Annotated in this window: 22 protein-coding genes and 1 pseudogene; 16 read left to right on the top strand and 7 right to left on the bottom strand. The window is 44.9% G+C overall.

Translation table 11 applies throughout. From position 1 onward, the window contains the following. The first annotated feature begins 8 nt into the window (after positions 1–8). From xdhC to AK966_RS13700, 3 genes are all read left to right on the top strand, one after another. Positions 9–842 carry a xanthine dehydrogenase accessory protein XdhC gene (gene xdhC, locus AK966_RS13705; protein ID WP_119464352.1) on the top strand — a complete coding sequence of 278 codons (834 nt, stop codon included), beginning with the start codon at positions 9–11 and terminating at the stop codon, positions 840–842. A 27-nt stretch (positions 843–869) separates the two neighbouring features. Further along, positions 870–1001 carry a hypothetical protein gene (locus AK966_RS20185; RefSeq protein WP_259343772.1) on the top strand — a complete coding sequence of 44 codons (132 nt, stop codon included), beginning with the start codon at positions 870–872 and terminating at the stop codon, positions 999–1001. Between the two features lie 112 nt (positions 1002–1113). After that, on the top strand, positions 1114–2127 hold the full coding sequence (locus tag AK966_RS13700) for a DUF4382 domain-containing protein (protein WP_119464351.1): 1014 nt from the start codon (positions 1114–1116) through the stop codon (positions 2125–2127). 59 nt (positions 2128–2186) lie between these two features. Here the strand turns inward: AK966_RS13700 and AK966_RS13695 are convergent, their stop codons facing one another. Beyond that, a complete protein-coding gene (locus AK966_RS13695; protein ID WP_099080426.1) occupies positions 2187–3056 on the bottom strand; it encodes a GyrI-like domain-containing protein in 870 nt (289 codons plus the stop codon). A gap of 130 nt (positions 3057–3186) precedes the next feature. On the opposite strand from AK966_RS13695, the gene AK966_RS13690 reads away from it, so the two are divergent. Both AK966_RS13690 and AK966_RS13685 read left to right on the top strand, forming a co-directional pair. After that, positions 3187–4338, top strand: coding sequence for a PLP-dependent aminotransferase family protein (locus tag AK966_RS13690; RefSeq protein ID WP_119464350.1), 1152 nt, complete (start codon positions 3187–3189; stop codon positions 4336–4338). Between the two features lie 430 nt (positions 4339–4768). Further along, a complete protein-coding gene (locus tag AK966_RS13685; protein WP_119464349.1) occupies positions 4769–5788 on the top strand; it encodes a hypothetical protein in 1020 nt (339 codons plus the stop codon). A 103-nt stretch (positions 5789–5891) separates the two neighbouring features. Here the strand turns inward: AK966_RS13685 and AK966_RS13680 are convergent, their stop codons facing one another. Continuing rightward, entirely contained in the window at positions 5892–6218 is a 327-nt protein-coding gene (locus AK966_RS13680) for a DUF4156 domain-containing protein (protein WP_099080429.1), read from the bottom strand. Between the two features lie 204 nt (positions 6219–6422). Here AK966_RS13680 and AK966_RS13675 point away from each other — a divergent pair, with 204 nt between their 5' ends. Continuing rightward, positions 6423–7130: a lipoyl protein ligase domain-containing protein gene (locus AK966_RS13675; protein ID WP_119464348.1), complete on the top strand. Its 708-nt coding sequence runs from the start codon at positions 6423–6425 to the stop codon at positions 7128–7130. 58 nt (positions 7131–7188) lie between these two features. Here AK966_RS13675 and AK966_RS13670 read toward each other — a convergent pair. Next, positions 7189–7618: pseudogene (locus AK966_RS13670) on the bottom strand (VOC family protein). Positions 7619–7858: 240 nt separating this feature from the next. On the opposite strand from AK966_RS13670, the gene AK966_RS13665 reads away from it, so the two are divergent. The 4 genes from AK966_RS13665 (at position 7859) to AK966_RS13650 (ending at position 10948) form a co-directional block, all read left to right on the top strand. Further along, positions 7859–9328, top strand: a complete 1470-nt coding sequence (locus AK966_RS13665; RefSeq protein WP_119464347.1) for a DEAD/DEAH box helicase — start codon at positions 7859–7861, stop codon at positions 9326–9328. A 306-nt stretch (positions 9329–9634) separates the two neighbouring features. Further along, the gene (locus AK966_RS13660) at positions 9635–9949 is read left to right on the top strand and encodes a cupin domain-containing protein (protein WP_099080432.1); all 315 of its coding nucleotides are present in this window, start codon (positions 9635–9637) and stop codon (positions 9947–9949) included. A 295-nt stretch (positions 9950–10244) separates the two neighbouring features. Beyond that, a complete protein-coding gene (locus AK966_RS13655; RefSeq protein ID WP_119464346.1) occupies positions 10245–10604 on the top strand; it encodes an MmcQ/YjbR family DNA-binding protein in 360 nt (119 codons plus the stop codon). A 158-nt stretch (positions 10605–10762) separates the two neighbouring features. Beyond that, a complete protein-coding gene (locus AK966_RS13650) occupies positions 10763–10948 on the top strand; it encodes a hypothetical protein (protein ID WP_099080434.1) in 186 nt (61 codons plus the stop codon). Positions 10949–11027: 79 nt separating this feature from the next. Here the strand turns inward: AK966_RS13650 and AK966_RS13645 are convergent, their stop codons facing one another. After that, positions 11028–12488: a glutathione synthase gene (locus AK966_RS13645; RefSeq protein ID WP_099080435.1), complete on the bottom strand. Its 1461-nt coding sequence runs from the start codon at positions 12486–12488 to the stop codon at positions 11028–11030. Positions 12489–12676: 188 nt separating this feature from the next. Here AK966_RS13645 and AK966_RS13640 point away from each other — a divergent pair, with 188 nt between their 5' ends. Next, positions 12677–13198: a DUF2058 domain-containing protein gene (locus tag AK966_RS13640; RefSeq protein WP_119464345.1), complete on the top strand. Its 522-nt coding sequence runs from the start codon at positions 12677–12679 to the stop codon at positions 13196–13198. A gap of 153 nt (positions 13199–13351) precedes the next feature. Here AK966_RS13640 and AK966_RS13635 read toward each other — a convergent pair whose 3' ends face one another. The 3 genes from AK966_RS13635 to AK966_RS13625 all read right to left on the bottom strand — a co-directional run bounded on the left by AK966_RS13635 (position 13352) and on the right by AK966_RS13625 (position 15650). After that, the gene (locus AK966_RS13635; RefSeq protein ID WP_119464344.1) at positions 13352–14245 is read right to left on the bottom strand and encodes a neutral zinc metallopeptidase; all 894 of its coding nucleotides are present in this window, start codon (positions 14243–14245) and stop codon (positions 13352–13354) included. 138 nt (positions 14246–14383) lie between these two features. After that, positions 14384–14776 carry a ribosome recycling factor family protein gene (locus tag AK966_RS13630; RefSeq protein WP_119464343.1) on the bottom strand — a complete coding sequence of 131 codons (393 nt, stop codon included), beginning with the start codon at positions 14774–14776 and terminating at the stop codon, positions 14384–14386. 4 nt (positions 14777–14780) lie between these two features. After that, complete coding sequence (locus AK966_RS13625; RefSeq protein WP_099080439.1) at positions 14781–15650, bottom strand: LysR family transcriptional regulator; 870 nt, start codon at positions 15648–15650, stop codon at positions 14781–14783. 107 nt (positions 15651–15757) lie between these two features. Between AK966_RS13625 and AK966_RS13620 the strand changes: the two genes are divergently transcribed. The 5 genes from AK966_RS13620 to AK966_RS13600 all read left to right on the top strand — a co-directional run. Further along, positions 15758–17014, top strand: coding sequence for an adenylosuccinate synthetase (locus AK966_RS13620; protein WP_119464342.1), 1257 nt, complete (start codon positions 15758–15760; stop codon positions 17012–17014). A 233-nt stretch (positions 17015–17247) separates the two neighbouring features. After that, the gene (locus AK966_RS13615) at positions 17248–17811 is read left to right on the top strand and encodes a cysteine hydrolase family protein (protein WP_099080441.1); all 564 of its coding nucleotides are present in this window, start codon (positions 17248–17250) and stop codon (positions 17809–17811) included. 102 nt (positions 17812–17913) lie between these two features. Continuing rightward, entirely contained in the window at positions 17914–18465 is a 552-nt protein-coding gene (locus AK966_RS13610) for a YbhB/YbcL family Raf kinase inhibitor-like protein (protein WP_099080442.1), read from the top strand. Between the two features lie 487 nt (positions 18466–18952). Continuing rightward, positions 18953–19372 carry an Hsp20 family protein gene (locus AK966_RS13605; RefSeq protein WP_099080443.1) on the top strand — a complete coding sequence of 140 codons (420 nt, stop codon included), beginning with the start codon at positions 18953–18955 and terminating at the stop codon, positions 19370–19372. A 186-nt stretch (positions 19373–19558) separates the two neighbouring features. Next, the coding region (locus AK966_RS13600) for an Hsp70 family protein (protein ID WP_147422378.1) at positions 19559–19663 on the top strand (105 nt) is incomplete at its 3' end.

Genomic DNA, 19663 nt, shown 5'->3' with positions numbered 1-19663 from the left:
AGGCTGAGATGCATACAGACAATTGGATCCAAGCCCTAGCTGAGTTCGACGCCAAGGGCATGCCTTGTATCATGGTGACAGTGCTTGAAGATAAAGGCTCCACACCGCGCAATGCAGGCACCAAAATGCTCGTTACGGAAAGCGAGGTGGTGGGCAGCATTGGCGGCGGTCATCTTGAATACGTTGCCATGCAAACCGCCAAAGAATTGCTCAATCTGGGCGAAACCGACATGAAGATCGAACGTTTCAATTTAGGGGCGAAGCTGGGGCAGTGCTGCGGCGGCATCGTCACACTGAGCTTTGAGCCAATAGGCCAACCACGGCATCTTCTCGCACTATTTGGTGCTGGTCATGTCGCCAAAGCGCTGATCCCTATTCTCGCGACATTGCCATTTAAAGTGATTTGGATTGATGAACGCGCCGAACAGTTCCCTTCTCACCTCCCTAAAAACGTAGAGAAACGACTGACAGAGGATCCCGTCGGTGAAGTACACCACCTTCCTGAAAACTGCATGTACTTAGTGCTCACTCATAGCCATCATCTCGATTTCGAACTTGCTCGAGCCATCTTAACGCGTGGAGACTGTCGCTACTTTGGACTGATCGGCTCACTCACAAAAAGAAAGCGTTTTGATTATCGATTAAAAGAACGAGGCTTTGATGACGATGCGATCAATAACATGACCTGCCCCATTGGCATAGAAGCAGTAAAAGGTAAACACCCGGCAGAGATCGCCGTGGCTGTCGCTGGCGAATTGATCGCCTGTTATCAGGGAGAAATTATTCCCAACAAGCGAGAGCAAGAGTCGCAAGTATCGGCACGGAAGATCGACACACCTTAATCTCTGCTATTTAATCATGAGTTCGCTATGGTTGAATTCTACTGTGAGGCGATATTTCGCATTGTTAAACTGGCACACCAAGCAAACGGTAAGTTGAGTACTTGGTGGCAAAACAAACCACGCAACGTGCAAATATTCGCATCATTTATTCCAGATTAAGGATTTCATACAAAAAACTGACAAAGCATCACAAAGAATTGGCAAGATGTATTCAATTTATCTCTAAATTTCAGCTACCTTTAAAAAGTTTTATATTAGAAAGGATGTATAAATGAACGCGTTTAAATTTAGCATGATCGGGGCTGCTGTTGTTTTTGCCCTTACTGGATGTGGTTCAGACAGTGATTCTAAAAGCACAACGACCCCTGTTACCCTATCCGTTTCTGATGCACCTATTGATGACGTATCAGAAGTCGTCGTGACCTACAGCAAAGTCGCGTTCTTACCGATTGGTGAAGGTAAGCCACAAATCTTTGACGTTTACAAAACCAATGAGAATGGGGAATACGTTGATGAAGATGGAAACTTACTTGAAGAAGGCGAAGACCCACTCCCACTCAGCGTAAACTTATTAGCTTTCCAAGGCAGCGATGCGCAAGAATTGGTTGAAGATGAAGTCATCCCCACCGGCGATTACAAACTGTGTGTTTTTGCCAATGATGGCGACCATCCTGACTACCCATCTTACGTCGTTGAAAAAGCTACAGGAAACCAAGTTGCCTTAACGGTAAAAGGCGAAGGGAAGTGTCCTCAAGGCGTCGGTGAAGAGCCTAATTCTGGCGTACTGTATTTTAACGATACCTTTACCGTTAACCCAGACAACAACGATTACGTGGTTGAGTTCGACTTGCGACGCGGTCTAAAAGACGCAACGGGCAAAGATGAAGGCTACACCATTCAACGTACGTCAGTGTCACTTATCAACACCGTGACGACAGGCGATATCGAAGGTACAGTAGTGGATGAGACTTATGACAACTGTCAGGTGGATAATGCATCTGAAAGTGGCCATGCCCATGCGGTATACCTATATCAGGGTGATGTCGCACAAGAGGATATGAAGCCATACGTAGCGACCGAAGGCGTGCTTCCTATCGCTGCGGCTAACGTAAACCCTGAAACAGAAAACGGTTTGATCACCTACCAATATGAATTTGGATTCGTGGAGCCAGGAACATACTCCGTAGGTTACACCTGTACAGCTAACGATACCAACGACACCATTTATAAAGCCAACAGCAATTTAACGGTTATCGCGGGTGCCGATACTACATCAGACTTCTAACGTTTAGACAGCAGAGCTTCGGCTCTGCTTTCTTCATTTCAATGTCGACCTTTATGCGCTCAAAAGAAGCTGATCGGCAAGTAAAAATCTAACTCGAAGCGCTCTTCTTCATTAAGAAAGTGATTACGATGATAATGGACATACGCCGGTGTTGAACGCTGCTTAAAACCCGACTTCGGTAACCATTTCTCTAACACCATACTAATTTGCGGCAGCAACTCACCATACATTCCGCTAAGACGAAACACCGCATGCAAGCCGCCAGGGATGATCATTTGATTCACTACCCCACGATATTTAAGGGGTTTATCTATCGCCATGCACGCGACATACCGACACTTATCTAACTCTACCCATGCGGGGTTGGAGTGGTGCAGCCCAAATTGAGTTAAGAAATCACGATTCTCCGAATTCGCCCACGCCTTAAGCACCAACCATGCCTTACGAATCGAACGATTGTAACCTTCATGACGAACGTAAGCGGCGAATCGTTGTGGGACTTCAATGATTTTCGGTTCAGGTAAAGTGCGCTGTGCCACTCGATGATAACCAGCGGCAATCTCGGGATCTTTCAAATAAGGCTTTTCTGCGACCTGCAGATCGTGCTTGCGCCATGCTCCCGGTGAGAGTTCAAAAGTCGCTTTGAATGCTCGACTAAAAGAAGAAACCGAACTAAAACCACACTTATTGGCGATATCCAATACCGACGATTTGGTATCAAACATCAACTGATTCGCTGCGTATTCCATGCGGGTACGACGGATGTATTGATGGATGGATTCCCCGACCACTTGTTTAAATATTCGGTGGAAGTGCTGTTCAGAATACGCCGCTACATCAGCCAGCTCTTTGGCGGATAATTCTCTACTAATATCTTGATGTATGTAAAACAACACGTCATTGATTCTGGAAACCTGCTGTTGGCTCATGGAGTGACATCTCGCCTAAATAGCATAAATGGACATGTTTAACAGCATAAACAGACACACCTAAGTTATCAATTCCCATGTACTATCTTTCGCATAAAACTAGAATTAAATACTGCGAGAAACACAGTACATGGAAATTGCACAGTCACTACAACAAGTAAAGTCTTCTTATATTCGTGAGATCCTCGCGGCGGCGAGCGATAAAAACGTCATCTCACTTGCTGGCGGTTTACCAGATGAAAAGACATTCCCTATCGACTTAATGAAGCCAACCCTTGAAAACCTAGCCAACATGACAGAGGTGTTTCAGTACGGCTCAACCGCAGGTTATGCACCGCTACTGAACTTTCTGAACGGTTATTACCAATTGCCAGACACGCACCTTGCCATGATCACTACGGGCTCACAGCAAGGCTTAGACTTAATTGCGCGAGCCTATATTAACCCTAACGACAAAGTCGTAATGGAAGCACCAAGCTACCTAGGCGCAATGCAAGTATTTGGCTTAGTTCAAGCGGACATCGTAACCGTTTCGCAAACAGAGTTTGGCCCTAATTTACAAGAGCTAGAAGAATGCTTTGCAGAGCAAAAACCCAAAATGTTTTATGCGGTGCCAGACTTCCACAACCCTACAGGCGTATGCTGGGCGCTAGAAACCCGTAAAAAAGTGGCAGAGCTTTGTATTCAATACAATGTGGCATTCATTGAAGATGCCCCTTACCGCGAACTGCGATTCTCAGGAAGTGCGTTACCTTTGGTATCCGATTTCTGCCCACAGAACGCGATCGTATTACGTTCGTTCTCAAAAATTGCCTCTCCTGGGCTACGTATCGGTGTGGTAACCGGCAAACGCAGCTATATTGAACCGTTGATCAAAATCAAGCAAGGAGCGGACCTACACTCTAGCGTACCGATGCAAGCACTGTTGCATGGCCTGATGCAGCACGATGGCTTTGACACTCACATTTCAACCATTTGTCAGCTATACAAATCTCGCTACGACGTGATGTTTGCCGAGCTAAAAAAACAGCTCCCATCAAGCTGTAGAGTAAAGCCTGTTGATGGCGGCATGTTTGTCTGGGTTGAGATCCCTGAGTGCGATACGTTTACGCTAGCAAAAACGCTGCTCGCCAATGGCGTCGCAGTTGTACCGAGCCCAGTGTTTTATCCTGAAGGATCAGAGGTAAAAGCCGCATTGCGACTAAACTTCACGAATGCCACACGTGAAGAACTGAAAGTAGCCGTGACGCGCTTGGCTGAAGTGTTAAACGCACTAAATTAAAAAATATACTTTAGAATCCAACCATCTACCTTTGAAACACAAATTATGTTTCAAAGGTAGTGTTTGAAAAAGTTCCCACAAAAAATAATTTTTTCTCTCAAAATCGATTCTCTACGTTAAGTGTCTGTTTTTACTTGATCCTAGAGCTCTAGCCAAAAATAGATCATCATCACAAATTTGAAGCCTAGAAAAGTTACGTCTATCTTTCAAAAAAGACATCAACCTTGCAACATCATCTACGAATTCAAACACTTTTGGCCGTGGGGCTTAACACGGACAACAATAGACGGTGATCATCTCCGTCGATACGTCTTGTGAAGATGAATTGAGCAAGGAAGCACTTAAAGCCATTCTGAATGTCGCTAATCCAGTCATAAATTGGAGTCTGAACGTCGGCTGACACGCATCATATTAGAGAGGGGTTATCAAGATGAACAACCGAACATCGAAAGGACTCGTCATATCGGGCTTGTCCGCCATGCTGTCACTTGCTTCTGCATCATCAGCTCATGCTAGCAACTCGCCAAATTGTGGCGACGTTCTCGCTGGGAATAAAACGGCCGTGTCACAAAAGATGACCGTTCTTCTCGGAGAAGATATCACCAAAGCCAATCTTGTCACGACCGTGATCCCGGTAAAAAATAATCCATTCGTCACCGAAGCATTGGTTTCCGTGGCAAATGACGTATCACCGAATGGTCTGCTACCAGCAAAATCATTAGAAGAAATCAAACAAGTTCGCACCAACATTGAACAAGCAGGACGAGAAATCACTAAGCTACAAGGCACATTTGAAATTGCATTTATTAGCTTGATTGATGGCTACTGTCAGTTCTCCACCAATACCTTAACCACCCATGCAAAAATCGATTTTGACCATTTAGAGGGACTCTCGTCTTATTCGATTCCTGCCCTACTCGCAATGGTTGATAAGTCCTACCGATTAGCAGAAGCACGAATAGCAGAAGAAAACGCCAATCTCACTGACGCAGAGCGCGAGAAACAGCGACAAGAAGAGCTCGCAGCTGCCGCGCGCTATCAAGATGCCAATGTACTGGTCAAAGTAGAACAGTTTGATGGTTCGAACGTCACCTTCTCTGTCACCAACTTAGGTGCTGAAGCCGAACTTCAACCTAACTTCAATACTTTTAGAGCGTATCAAACCGACAAAGGCGAGTTAGTTTATAAATCGGAGTCGTTATTGAGTTTGGTCGATGACGAAGGGAATGGTTTGAACACGTTTGGTATCGCAGAGCTCGGGCCAAAAGGCAGTAGTGCTCTCTCTATTTCGCCAGGGGAAACACGTAAGTTCATCACCAGTATTGAGTCCGAAGTCGCACCACAAACCCAATTGAGTTTAACGTTCCCGGCCAAAGTGCTTAATACTAGCGATGCGTTTACCGTTTCATTCACAGATGCCATAGCGGTTGCAACGGCGAGTATCCACTGATTCAACGCGTAAGGTGCTAAATCTTCAGAGACTGGTAGCGGTCAATGACTAAGTTAAGATGAGCTACAAAAAAGCAGACTTTTATCGTCTGCTTTTTTTTAAATTAATTTTGGCATTTGTACGCATTAGCGAACATGGTCACAGAGCTATTAAAACCTAGAGGCTCATAAAGATAGAGCGTGTCTGCACCTAAGTCAGCCGCTTTAATGCGCATTTGGTTCAGCGTACCCCAAACCATATCTTTATCTGCATGAAGCCAGTAATCATAGAAGTGACCTTCAGAGCCCATCACGGTGCCAAGGTGTTGGCAGTTTTCAATGGCATTCACGTCATCCCAAACGACTTTCACTTGATTAGATTCCTGTGTTGGGAAGGTAACACAACCGGTTAATAATGTTGCTAATGCTGCGCCAGTCATTAACTTTTTCATAATGATATCGACCTAGGTTTATCCAAACCGGGCATTCTATGCATCGACTAGGCAATGAACAACAAAGAATACTTGTCGTTACAACAACGGTTCATTTCAACATTCGAGCATCACGGATGTTCAGTGTCATCAATCTTAACGTAGATAGCATTTAATGCCGAACTGCGGTAAAACAGATGAATCAGACGAAGTGAGGGATTGAATTTGGCTGGCAAAAACAAACTGATCCGCTATCGAGCAATAGAAGTTGCTGATGTATTTAGCAAAGAAGATGAATTAATTAAACAAGTCCAATCAAATCAACTCTCGCAAGTATTACTGCTGTGGCAAGTGAAAAGCCCCACACTGGTTCTTCCCGCAGGAAAAAAGTGGCCTATCTTTGACGAATTAGAACAAGCGCTACAACATGCCAACTGGAAACTCTTTTCACGTAAAACAGGGGGCGCGCCAGTGCCTCAAGTGTCTGGGATCATTAACCTCTCTCATATTTATCATTGGCCAGAAGGCCAGCCATACGATATCAAACAAGCTTATCTCCATTTATGTTCAGTGCTAACGATATTCTTCGAGCAACTTGGCGTGAAAGTTGATATTCACGCCACCCCCAATTCCTACTGCGATGGCGACTACAATCTCAACATTAGAGGTCAAAAGGTGGTGGGAACCGCGCAACGAGTATTACTCAACAAAAGCGGCGGACAGGTCGTGCTATCTCAAGCGTGTATTCTGATCGACACAGATGTAGAGAAAATCGTTGAGCCCGTACAGTTATGCAATCTCCTGTGTGGCTATGACGAAGACATTCGTGGCAATGTCCATACTCCCCTATTCGATCACATAGAAGAGAGACCAAGCGTGGACACTTTATTCCAAAAACTGACGCAGGCGTTTTTGGATCATGTGAAAATTTGAAAAGATCACAAGAAGTAAAGCTAGGCACGTTCCAATGCCTAGCGATAGAAAGAGCTTACTACAACAGATAGTCATAACGCTCGCTGTCTTTTTCTGAGAAAGACTCAATAAACTCAAGCTGTAAGCCGTGATCCTCTACGTAGTAAACGCTCTTCCTAAATGGGTGCTCACCACCGAGATGAACTAGCTCGTATCCTGCTTCTTTGAACCTTATTATTAAAGCTTCCACATCGGGTACCACAATGCCTAAATGCTTGAGCCCTGTCGTATGGCTAGTCCAATGTTCAGCTTCACTATTGCCGCCTGAAGAGATTACCATGTAAGAATGCTCATCTCCGAGATGGAACCATTCGATAGGTTTGCCAAACCAGACATCAATTTTTCCGCTTCCGCGTACTTTCCATTCTGGAATTGCACTGATAAGAAAACGAATCGTTTGTTGCGCATCCACAACTAAAAATATTGGCGTGTTCAATGTCGTTTTTCATGGGGGAAATTCCTTATTCATCATGTTTTTCGTTTGCTTGATGAATACTCTAAAACTTCAAGTTAACTTTAGGTAAATCGCTCATTTTTACATCCCTATAGGAAATGAGATCGAGTTCAACTATTTCTCCGTGACAGAAATAGTTGAAGCCGACGCCCAAAAGCCTCAGAATGTCGCACTTTTCGCATCGTACATAAATTCGACGCGTTGTTATCTAACTCGACAATTGAGAATCATACATATGGGTTTTACCTCGTTAGGTCTATCTGCTCCAATCCTTAAAGCAATTCAGGAAAAAGGCTACGACACCCCTTCGCCAATTCAGGCTCAAGCAATTCCTGCTATTTTGAAAGGGAAAGACGTCATGGCAGCAGCGCAGACTGGTACAGGTAAAACAGCGGGCTTCACGCTGCCAATCCTTGAGCGTTTGTCAAATGGCCCTCGTGTTCGCAGTAACCATATTCGTGCTTTGATCTTAACGCCAACACGTGAGCTTGCCGCGCAGGTTCAAGAAAACGTGTTCATGTACAGCCGCCATCTAACGCTGAGCAGCGCGGTGGTATTCGGTGGCGTGAAGATCAACCCACAAATGCTGCGTCTTCGTAAGGGTGCTGACGTATTGGTTGCAACGCCTGGCCGTCTAATGGACTTGTACAGCCAGAATGCGGTGAAATTCGACCAACTGGAAGTACTGGTTCTGGATGAAGCAGACCGCATGCTCGACATGGGTTTTATTCGCGACATTCGTAAGATTCTTGATTTGCTGCCAAAACAACGTCAAAACCTACTGTTCTCTGCCACGTTCTCGAATGAAATTCGCGCTCTTGCAAAAGGGTTAGTAAACAACCCTGTTGAGATTTCAGTTAACCCAGCAAACTCAACCGCAAGAACAGTAGAGCAATGCATTTACCCTGCAGACGTGAAAAAGAAAGCGCCAATGCTGGTAAAACTGATCAAAGACGGTGACTGGAAGCAAGTGCTGGTATTTACTAAAACTAAGCACGGCGCAAACCGCTTAGCGAAGTTTCTCATTGACGAAAAGATTACCGCTGCCGCTATCCACGGGAACAAGAGTCAAGGCGCACGTACGAAAGCACTGGCGGACTTCAAATCAGGTGAAGTACGCGTTCTCGTTGCAACTGACATCGCAGCACGTGGTATCGATATTCCTCAGCTTCCTCAAGTGGTGAACTTCGAGCTACCAAAAGTGGCTGAAGATTACGTTCACCGTATTGGTCGTACAGGTCGCGCTGGCGAAACAGGCAAAGCAATTTCATTGGTTTGTGCACTTGAAGCACCGGAACTGTTCGCGATAGAGCGTGTAATTCAAGAACTTCTACCACGCAAACAACTTGAGGGCTTCGCTCCAACCAATGCCGTACCAGAATCTAAGCTAGATACTCGCCCAATCAAGCCAAAGAAACCGAAAAAGCCTAAGAAGCCAAAAACCGACGGTGACAATGCTCATCAAGCAGAGAAGAAAACGTCCAATGGCGCAAGCAAGCCTAAGCGTCGTTTCAATGAGAATAAAGGTGGAGCTGGTAAGCCTAAGGGAAACCGTGACGGTCAGGCGCGCTCAAACGGCAAACCAGATGCGAATAAGCCAAACAGCAATAGAAATGGCAACGGTGGTAAGCCAGTAGGAGCAAAACCTTCAAGCAGCAAGCCATCTGGTCAGCGTCGTAAGCCGCGTCCACAAGTGGCTAATTAAGTCGCTCGCTTCCATTTAAATAACAAAGCCGCTGATAACACTCAGCGGCTTTGTTTTATCAACCAGATACATCGCACTTCAAACTTGCTCTTAAGAGTTTAAGTAATGCCTCCAGAGCACTTTCAACCTCAACCACCTAGTGAATCTCTTCTAAAATATCGTCAGATGCATTTTGAAATGCTTTCTCACTTTGGTATCCATTACCTACCCACACCTCTTTGATATTATAAAAGAAAATCGTCACCATAAAGGAGGCTATACCAACTCCTTCCGTTTAAAAGACATTATGGCTCAGGAGAAAAAAGAATGACCAATATATATTCTGATATACCAAATCACATCCCTGATGAGATATTCGAAGATATCATTTCTACAAACCACATTCGAATCGAGCGAATTCTATCTCATGGACATCGATCCCCGGAGGTTGGCTGGTACGACCAAGCTGAACACGAGTGGGTTATTGTACTTAAAGGCGAAGGGGTTATTGAATTCGAAAATGGGCAAGTTCATACATTATCTGAGGGCGATTTTATCAATATAAAAGCCGGTATAAAACACAAAGTATTGAGCACTTCACCTGATGAAGTCACCGTCTGGCTAGCTGTCTTTTACCGCTGACTGCCGTCATAATGGTTGGCAATTAGATGTTTAACTCGACAAATTTTCATTAAAAAGCAAGGAATGCACATGAATACCGTATATGGCTCGGTGATGATATGGGGAGTATTTATCACTGGGTTATGGTCAATTTATCGACAATACAACCGTTAGGTTATTCGGACTTTTGGACACCATGACGATGCCTCTGAAAAAGTATCGCTGTGGGGAAACTTCCACAGAGATCTCTTTCGACAGCAACGTTCATTCCCAAGCTATATTAATCTTGTTGTAACAAGCATTGACGAGGTTATCCATGACATACGAAGAGTTCAATCAATTCTGCGGCTCGTTCGCTGCGACATCTCATGTTGTACAGTGGGGTGATGCACATGTTTGGAAAGTGGGCGGAAAAGTCTTCGCGATTGGTGGTTGGAGCAAAGATAAACAGCCTGCCTTTACTTTTAAAACCTCACCTTTGAATTTTGATTTTCTCCGTGACAGTGAAGGTTACATCCCTGCCCCTTATTTTGCCAATCGCGGCATGAAATGGATTCAACAAACAGAAACTTCGGGGCGATTGGATGAGGAGTTGAAGTATTACTTGTCCGAATCTTATCAAATTGTTGCTCTTGGCCTGAGCAAACGTAGGCGCCAAGAGTTAGGGATTGAGTAGCCAATTGCGAAACCTTGATAAACACAATGCAAACCTGCTTACTAACTAACAATCCGGCTCGTCTAGTGCCATTACGCCACACTCGCTCAATCAAGCACCTTTCGATAGCTGGTATATAATAAACGGATTACGAACTAAAAAGTGCACATGGGAGTTTTATGTCTGTAGAAAATGAGAAACAAGAAGTCATCGTGGTTGATATCAAAATGCCCTTCATGTCGATGGTTATCCTCATGGTAAAATTTGCCATTGCATCCATTCCGGCCATGATCATTCTAGGCATTATCTTCAGTATTTTAGGGGCACTATTTGGCGGTCTGTTCCATGGAATGGGACGCATGTAGCCCTCCTCGACCACCAGAAATAGACAAACAGCACACTCTCCGCACGAAATAAAACAGAGCGGAGAATCTTTTCATCCTATCAATCCACCAACACTAGTGAATCTAATATTCCCTTTCCACTATGAATCCCTCCTTCATTTTCACTGGCGGGTTTACTACGGATAAGATAGCCAGCATACCCTTCAAACTCGGTGGCAGGTTCACCTTGATAATGCGCTGTAAACAAACCAATTTCACTGACTAAATCGGTCACTATTGTCTGCTTGGCATCACGCACGGCAATCGTTGGCTTTTCGCGCTCATGAGGATACAGACGTTGCATTAATGCCCACGCATCATATTCCTCTTGAGTCATCTGACTCAGTTTCGCTTTGATATCCGCACCAAATATGCAGTGACCACCGCCTTCTCCTTGATTCTTCAACACCCATTCGTTCTGATTAGCAGACGAGTTAAACCACGCAATAGTTTCTACATTGACGGGTTTCATGTCGGCGAGAACACTTTTCACCAACGTCGCTTCTTCTAACGTCAGTCCCCAGCGTATATAGTCTTCAGCTGGCATCGTGGTAAGCAGCATTTGCATTGATTTACTGGTTGCAAGTTGCTGGCTAAAGGTTGCGTTTATCGCTACGTAATGCTTTTCCATAAACAAACGAGTCTGGCTCAAGGTATAGCCACAAACTGGTTCATCCAATTCTGGTGAGCAGTAGTCTATATATTGGTAACCCGAACGCAGATAAACCACGTCGACGCCACCGATGTTGTCTAACATAAGACGCTGATTGTCACCGGTATATAACTGGGTACTCAACTGTTCGAAGGTACGTCTTACGGTGCGCATGCCTAGCTTTTGTAGTTCAACCTCAAGCAAATGCTGGTCGTAAACGTTGTCTTCATTTTTTTGCACCACCATCAAAAACGTCGGCTTATCGTCTTCACTGAAGCGCGTTTTTACTTTTTTCGCGGCCGTGGCAATGCCCAACGCCAATTGTTCCATACCAACATTATCCGCCGGTATTGCACTCTCATCTTCTAGCCAATCACGATACACGATGCCCCATTGATTTTGCATAAATTGATGAAGCTGTGTCGCTCGCTGACCAAACGGAGCCATGCCTGCGGCAATTCCGTTGAACTCTATGACCTTAGCTCCATGTTGGCGGTCGTCCATAAAATCCGTGCGCATCAATAGCAAAGGTTGGCGAGCTGGCTTTAAACGGTTTCCAGACGCTCCATGCGCTTCTTGGTGGAGTGCCATCAGGCGTCCGAAAAATGGCTCAGCCTTAGCCACATCAATTAGTGAGCTTTGCAAGAAGTCGTGATCTTCGGACACGTTGCTGATCAGCTTGGCGATAATCGGCGTGACCATTTTTAAATGCTCATACACGCTTCGTTCAATCGACATTGGCGCAATGCTAAAAGGACAATGTCTCGCGCTATTGTCTGCTTGGCGAAATGCGATGCCATGCATGATTGCCCACTCACAGGCATCTTCAATCACTTGCTGAGAAACATATCGATATTTTGAAGTATTCATAGGTTCGCTTCTAAAAAAATAACGTCGTAATCTACCTTAGACGAATGAACGTTCAAAAAGATGATCATGATTTTGACCTCTTTTACTTAAAATAGAACCAATTCTTGTCATGCACAAAGCTCATCGCCCTTCCTTTGCCGCTTGGGAGTGGTTAAAATGCACAAAATTGCGCACTAACTGGATAGAACATGGCAAAACTTACCCTTCAAGAGCAGATGCTAAAAGCAGGCTTGGTAAACGAAAAAAAACTGAAGAAAGCCAAAAAAGGCTCTAAGAAATCACGTGTTCAAGCACGTGAAGTAAAAGCGGCGGTTGAAGAGAGCAAACGTCAGCAGTTAGAGCGTGACAAGCAACTGAGCGAACAACAAAACAACGAGCGCTTGAACAAAGAGATTAGAGCACAAATCAATCAGCTGATTGAGAATAACAAGATTGATTTAAAAGATGGCGACATCAAGTACAACTTTACTCATGGTACACTTGTGAAATCTCTATATGTAGATTCACTAGTTCGTGAGCAGCTGATAAAAGGTATCTTGGCCATTGCCATCGTTGGTGAGAGCTATGTGGTTATTCCTCGTCCTGTTGCAAACAAAATTGCTCAACGCGACGAGTCAGTGATCATTGAACAGAAAGAGCCAGAATCAGATATCCCAGCAGAAGACGATCCATACGCTGACTTCGTCGTGCCAGACGATCTAATGTGGTAGCGCTTTTTCTGTCACGATAATCGTACCATTTATCTCAACCCAAGTGTTTTCAAATAATGGCGCTGCTTAAAGCCAACACATTGACACCGCTTGGGTTCTTTATTTCATTTCAAACAGCGTACCACCACCAACCTTACGACATGGCGAACATGCTCAGTTAAACGTCTGACACTGCTCTGGATCACCTGATTCAAATCCCTTCTTAAACCAAGCAACCCTTTGATCTGACGAACCGTGTGTAAAACTATCCGGCTGAACCGAGCGTCCCGCCATTTCTTGCAATCTATCGTCCCCCACCGCCGTTGCCGCTGCAATGCCTTCTTCCATATCGCCGGGATCGAGTATTTTCATCTCATTATTGACATAATAGCCCCACACCCCCGCGTAACAGTCGGCTTGCAGCTCTAATTTGACACTGAGTTTATTTGCATCCACTTTTGACGATTGTTGCTGTAAGCGATGGACTTCACCGCTCGTTCCGAGTAGGTTTTGTACATGGTGACCGACCTCATGCGCAATCACATAGGCAAAAGCAAAGTCTCCTGGTGCACCGAGCTTTTTCAATTCATCCATAAAGCTCAGATCGAGGTATATTTTGCCATCGACCGGGCAATAAAACGGCCCCGACACCGCTTGCCCTATCCCACACCCTGTTGACGTTGTGTTGGTATAAAGCACTAGTGTTGGCTCCCGATAGCCATTGGGTAATAACGTCGACCAAACACTCTCGGTCGTCCCCAAAACCGCCGCTACGAATTGGGCATTTTCATCCGAAAGTGCTTGGCTATCGGATGGGCTAGTAGACTGCTGCGTTATTGGTATACCAACCATCTCTCCGATCAAACTTCCGTCACCCATTAATGCCTGATAACCAAAGAAGAGAACGCCACCGAGTAGAACAAGCCGGCCGACTTTGCTCTTCATTAAAAAAGGCAAAAAACGAAATAGTTGAGCAACAAGTAATCCGTTTGAAGCTGCACCTTTTGTCCCTGGTTGACCTCGACGATCTTCTACATTTGAACTTCTTCGGCTATTACGCCATCGCATATTTCACCCCAATTGTTCTGTATCGCAGACTCAATTGTGGGCTATTTTTTGTAATTTTGCTGAGGCAGAGATGAGACTTACGTCCCTTGAACAGTGTGCTATGGATTGATTGAACGACCACCAGTATTGTTCGCTCCATCAAAGCATCTCCGCTTCAAAGCGTGCGGTTCGCGCTTGTGCGACAGTACAGTTGGTCACAGACATCAATTCCGCCAAGGTAATATTGGGGGTTTCTAACACTAAACGAATCAACTTCGCTTCTAACGGTTCAAGTTTGTCACTGTGCTTGGCGAGGCCCAATTCCAATTTGTTGATCACAAATCGCATCGGCTCGGGCGCTTCGACCTTGATATGATCATCAAAAGCTTTTATATGTCGCGCTTCACCCGAAATCTGCCAGTTCCTAGAACGCCTGATCCGTTTCAGTTCACACCCTTTCTCAGCCGCGATGGCTTTAGCTCGCTTAGCTTGCTCTCCCCCAACTCGATGAATAAAAGAAGGTAATAGAATCGTGATGCTTGTGTCTTTCATAGAGTTAAACCTCAACCACCGATACGTTCTCAGCTACCCATTTAAGAAGTTGCTTGGCGGCTTTTGACAGCACTTGGTTTTGGCGCACGATGTAGCCGAAATCGGTATTGGGGAAGCTAGGCAAAGGCGTCACTTCTCGTGAGAGTTTAAGCCTTGGATCGAGGGAAAAATCAGGCACAATCGCCGTACCAAAGCCCGCTTCTGCCCAGTCGATTTGTGCCTCTACACTGCCTACTTCCATCACTCTATGTTTTGGTAACTTTAGCTCTGGTAGTGATGCGTCAATCAATTCACGAGTTCGGGTATCATGGCCAAGCAAGATCAAAGTCTGGCTCTCTTCCTTGTTGTCTCGCCAATCGAAAATGTTATCGCCAAAAGCACACCAATGGATTTGCGTTAAAGGCGTAAAGTGCAGCGGTTGGCTCTCTTTCTGCGCCATCACAAAACCGATGTCAGCACGGGCACTTTTCACTAGCTCCACCGCCTGAGAAGATGTCGTATTGAAGAGTGCTAAGTCGATGCCCGGATATTCACTTTTAAACTGCTGAAAAGGCTTGATAAGTAATAGGCGTGAAACAATATCGCTCGCTGCAATTGAAAGCGTCCCTTGCATTAAGTCGTCAATGGCATTGAGATCAGATTGGCAGATTTGCAGCTCGTTCAACATGTGCTGCGCAGTGTCTAATAATCGCTTACCTGCCTGAGTCAGTTGTACTGGGTTACGCTCGATCAACTTAGTGCGAGTCGCTTGTTCAAGCTGCTTGATGTGAAGGCTCACATTAGGCTGCGTCATGTGCAGTTCGATCGCTGTTTTACCGAAATGCTTTACTTCCGCCAAGGTGACGAATGTACGCAACCAGTTCAAATCTAACATAGAAAATTGCCCGATATGATTTTCTTATCAAGTTAATGAGTATAATTAATTTCTCTTATTCACGCGAGCCCCCTAAGATTTTCCGGTCTGTTTTTGGAGAATGAGTTATGTCGTCTATCGTTGTTGTGGGTGCAAACTGGGGTGATGAAGGCAAAGGCCGCATCGTTGACTTTTTGGCAGAGCAAGCTTCTGCAAGCATTCGTTTCCAAGGTGGTAGCAACGCGGGTCACACCGTGATTAACGACCTAGGTACGTTCAAGCTGCACCAGCTACCAAGTGGCGTTTTCAACCCAGACTGTTTGGCAGTTTTAGGTCCGGGTATGGTTATCAGCCCTGCATCGCTGTCTCAGGAGATTGCGGAAGTTGAAGCAGCGGGCGTGAAAGTGAACATGTGCATCTCTGATCGCGCAACACTGTGTCTACCTCTACACGCACTAGAAGATACGCTAGAAGAACAACGCCTAGGCGACAAAGCATACGGTTCTACTCGTCAGGGCATTGCACCTGCATACGGCGACCGTGTGATGAAAAAAGGCATCCTTGTGGGTTGGCTACAGCAACCAGAAGTTCTTGTTGAACGTCTTAAATTCTGGATGGATTGGAAACTTCCACAGCTACGTGCTCTTTACCCAACGTTCGAGTTTGAACAAACCGCTGAAGAGATGGCGGACTGGTTGCTAGAAGTGTCTTCACCTTGGCGTGATGCTATCTGCAACGTAACGCTTCCACTAAAAGCGCTACAAGCAAAAGACCAAACGCTATTGTTTGAAGCACAGCTAGGTGCAGGCCGTGACCTTATTTACGGTGAGTACCCATGGACAACGTCTTCGAACGTCGTGTCTATGTACGCAGGTATCGGTAGTGGTCTTCCTGCTCTGCGCCCAGAGCGTGTTATCGCAGTAGCAAAAGCGTTCAGCTCATCAGTAGGTACAGGTACGCTGATCACAGCAATGGAAGAGCAAGATGCATTCCGTGAACTAGCAGGTGAATTCGGCGCAACAACGGGTCGTCCACGTGACATGGGTTACTTCGATGCAGTCGCAACGAAGAACGGTGTTGAGCTTCAAGCAGCGACTGAAATTGCACTGACAAAAGTAGACTGTCTGACTGGCCTTTTCGATCTAAAAATTTGTGTTGGTTACGAAGGCGAACACAGTGAGAACCCCATTTGGCCTCAAACGGCTGCACTAACACCAATCTATGAGAAGATGGAAAGCTGGAGCGAAGACATTTCTGGTTGTCGTAAATTCGAAGAGCTACCAGTCGCGGCACAAAAATACGTTCTACGTATTGAAGAACTAATGGGTGTACCAGTGAAGATGGTATCGGTTGGTCCTGGTCGTGAACAAATGATTAAGCGCTAAGGCGTGGAATAACACGTCTATACCCAAGTCACAGTAAGTGCTTGGTTATATTAGCAAGCGGCTTTATCTTTTCCGGGGTAACGCCGCTTTTTTTGTTTTTTCAGTCGATAGAACATTAACCCTATCTTCATTTCCTGTACTCCAATGCTTACAGATTCCGACTTCAGAGTGAGGTTACTTGGTTTTCAAAGCTATACTTTCGCAATAGTCTTCAAACTCATGGATATTTCAAAGTGCCAATTACCCAAATTGATAATAACACTGCACTCATCGCCATTGACTTGCAATATGGTATTGTCGAACTGGTCGACGCTAAAGATGCAAGTAAAGTCATTGAGCATACCAATCTGTTGTTAAACACTTTTCACTCTCTCAATTGGCCTGTGGTACTCGTGAATGTCTCCGGTCGTCCAGACGGGCGAGTAGATTCGCCCTCTCGCTCATCGCGTGAACTAAAGCCGAATTGGACGACGTTGATAGAAGAGTTGAACCATCACCGTACTGATATCGTTATCACTAAACAAACGTGGGGGGCATTCACCCACACGCAGCTTCACCAACGCCTACAAAGCTTAAATGTGACTCATGTCGTGATCACTGGTATCGCGACAAGCATGGGCGTTCTGTCAACAGCCATGCAAGCTTATGAACTAGGATATAACGTCACCATTTGCCATGATGCGGTCACCGACCCCTCGCTAGCCAATCATGCCTTTGCTCTATCGTCCGTTATTCCTAAGATTTCAGAGGTCGGCACGACTTTAGATTTTATTTCATTAGCAAAGTCCTTGTATTAATTCAGCCCACTCCCGCTCGTTCACTTTCTCTTCTATGGCAGTAATGAGAAAGTGGACTATGCTTTCTTTGCTTGCTTTAAGACAAGTCAAATAGGAGTGCCAATGAAACAGATCAAATTATTATCGTTTGTGTTATCTGCTCTTCCTCTCTTTTCTAGTTATTCCTTTGAGCTAAAAAGCACAGATATTATTGATAATCAATCACTTAAGAAATCACAAATTTTCAACCAATGGGGCTGCACCGGAGACAATAAGTCTCCAGAACTGAGTTGGAATAGCCCTCCTGAAGGTACAAAAAGCTTCGCAATTACCATGTATGACCCAGACGCGCCAACCGGTAGTGGTTGGTGGCATTGGTTAGTGGTCAATATTCCTGCTGATCAAACTGGTATGGCAGAAAATGCCGGTGAAAAAGGAGGGAAAAGCTTGCCTAAAGGCGCCAGCATGGTGACCAATGACTTTGGTTTCAAAGGATTTGGCGGTGCATGCCCTCCTCCAAACGCGAAACCACACAATTATCAAATTACCGTCTATGCCTTGGATACAGAAAAAATTGAGCTGCCCGACAATGCGTCAGGTGCGCTCGCCGGCTACAACATACTGCAACATGTTATTGATAAAGTGGTATTAACCGCACCAACCAATTTGAGATAGTCACAAAATGATTGGTTTCATTCATCCTACCCTTGCGTAGCGATTAAGAAGAGTTCAAGTTCGAGCTCTTCATTTTTGATTCAGCGTAAATCGATGCATCTCAAATAAGATTGAGAACACCTAGTGCCACTCATTAAATGTGCTGCCCTTCCCTGCTTGCTCATGCATTACCTTAAGAATCATTAAAAACACATTTCATGTTATTTTTTCTAATGGACCTATTGACAAGAAAATTACGGAAGCATATATTGCTTACACGAACTGCCAAATGGAGTTCATTGATGACTTAATTCGCCTTATTAAGGGAATACAAAAGTGATCACCACGGAACGAGCAGACTGTCCCATCAACAGGATGATCAAGATGCGACTTCCGATTATTAACCGTTGAACCGTATGTCTAAATTAGCTCTCAAGGGCTTAAGAGTATGAGTTCGATCTCAGCACTTTATGTGTTGAGAACTATTGCTTATTGAAAGGATAGTACTATGCGTAATGTAGATATTTCTCCCCTATACCGTCATGCCATCGGTTTCGATCGTCTGTTGAATCTTGTTGAGAACAACGCGAAGAAATCGTCTCAAAATGGTTACCCACCATATAACATCGAACAGAAAGATGAGCACAACTACCGCATTACTATGGCAGTTGCTGGTTTCTCTGAAGATGCGCTAACTCTCACTCAAAACGAAAACATGCTGATCGTTTCAGGCGAAATTAATGCCTCTGAAACCAAACCAACTTACATTTATCAAGGTATTGCCGAGCGCAACTTTGAGCGCAAGTTCCAACTGGCTGACTACGTCACTGTTACCGCAGCGAGTATGGAAAATGGATTGCTGCATATTGATCTCATCCGAGAAGTTCCGGAAGCAATGCAAGCGCGTAAGATTTCCATCAGCAAATAGTTTCAAGTTTTCGCTAAACATGGCTAACCACAGCATCACCTGTTTAGCGGTAATCACTGAAGCAATCTATTTGATTGAGACAAGGTATAACAGCCACAAAAATGCCTGTTATGCCCTTATAAAACAACATCGAATTTTAACAACTTTGCATTAATATAACTAATGCAAAGTGTAGAGGTAATTATTATGGGTAAAATCATTGGTATTGACTTAGGTACGACTAACTCATGTGTTGCTGTACTAGACGGCGACAAACCACGTGTCATTGAAAACGCAGAGGGTGAGCGCACC

The organism is Vibrio sp. PID23_8 (assembly GCF_003584965.1).
Taxonomy (GTDB): domain Bacteria; phylum Pseudomonadota; class Gammaproteobacteria; order Enterobacterales; family Vibrionaceae; genus Vibrio.
Note: the sequence above shows the minus strand (reverse complement) of the source record. Positions and strands in the feature narration are given on the sequence as shown.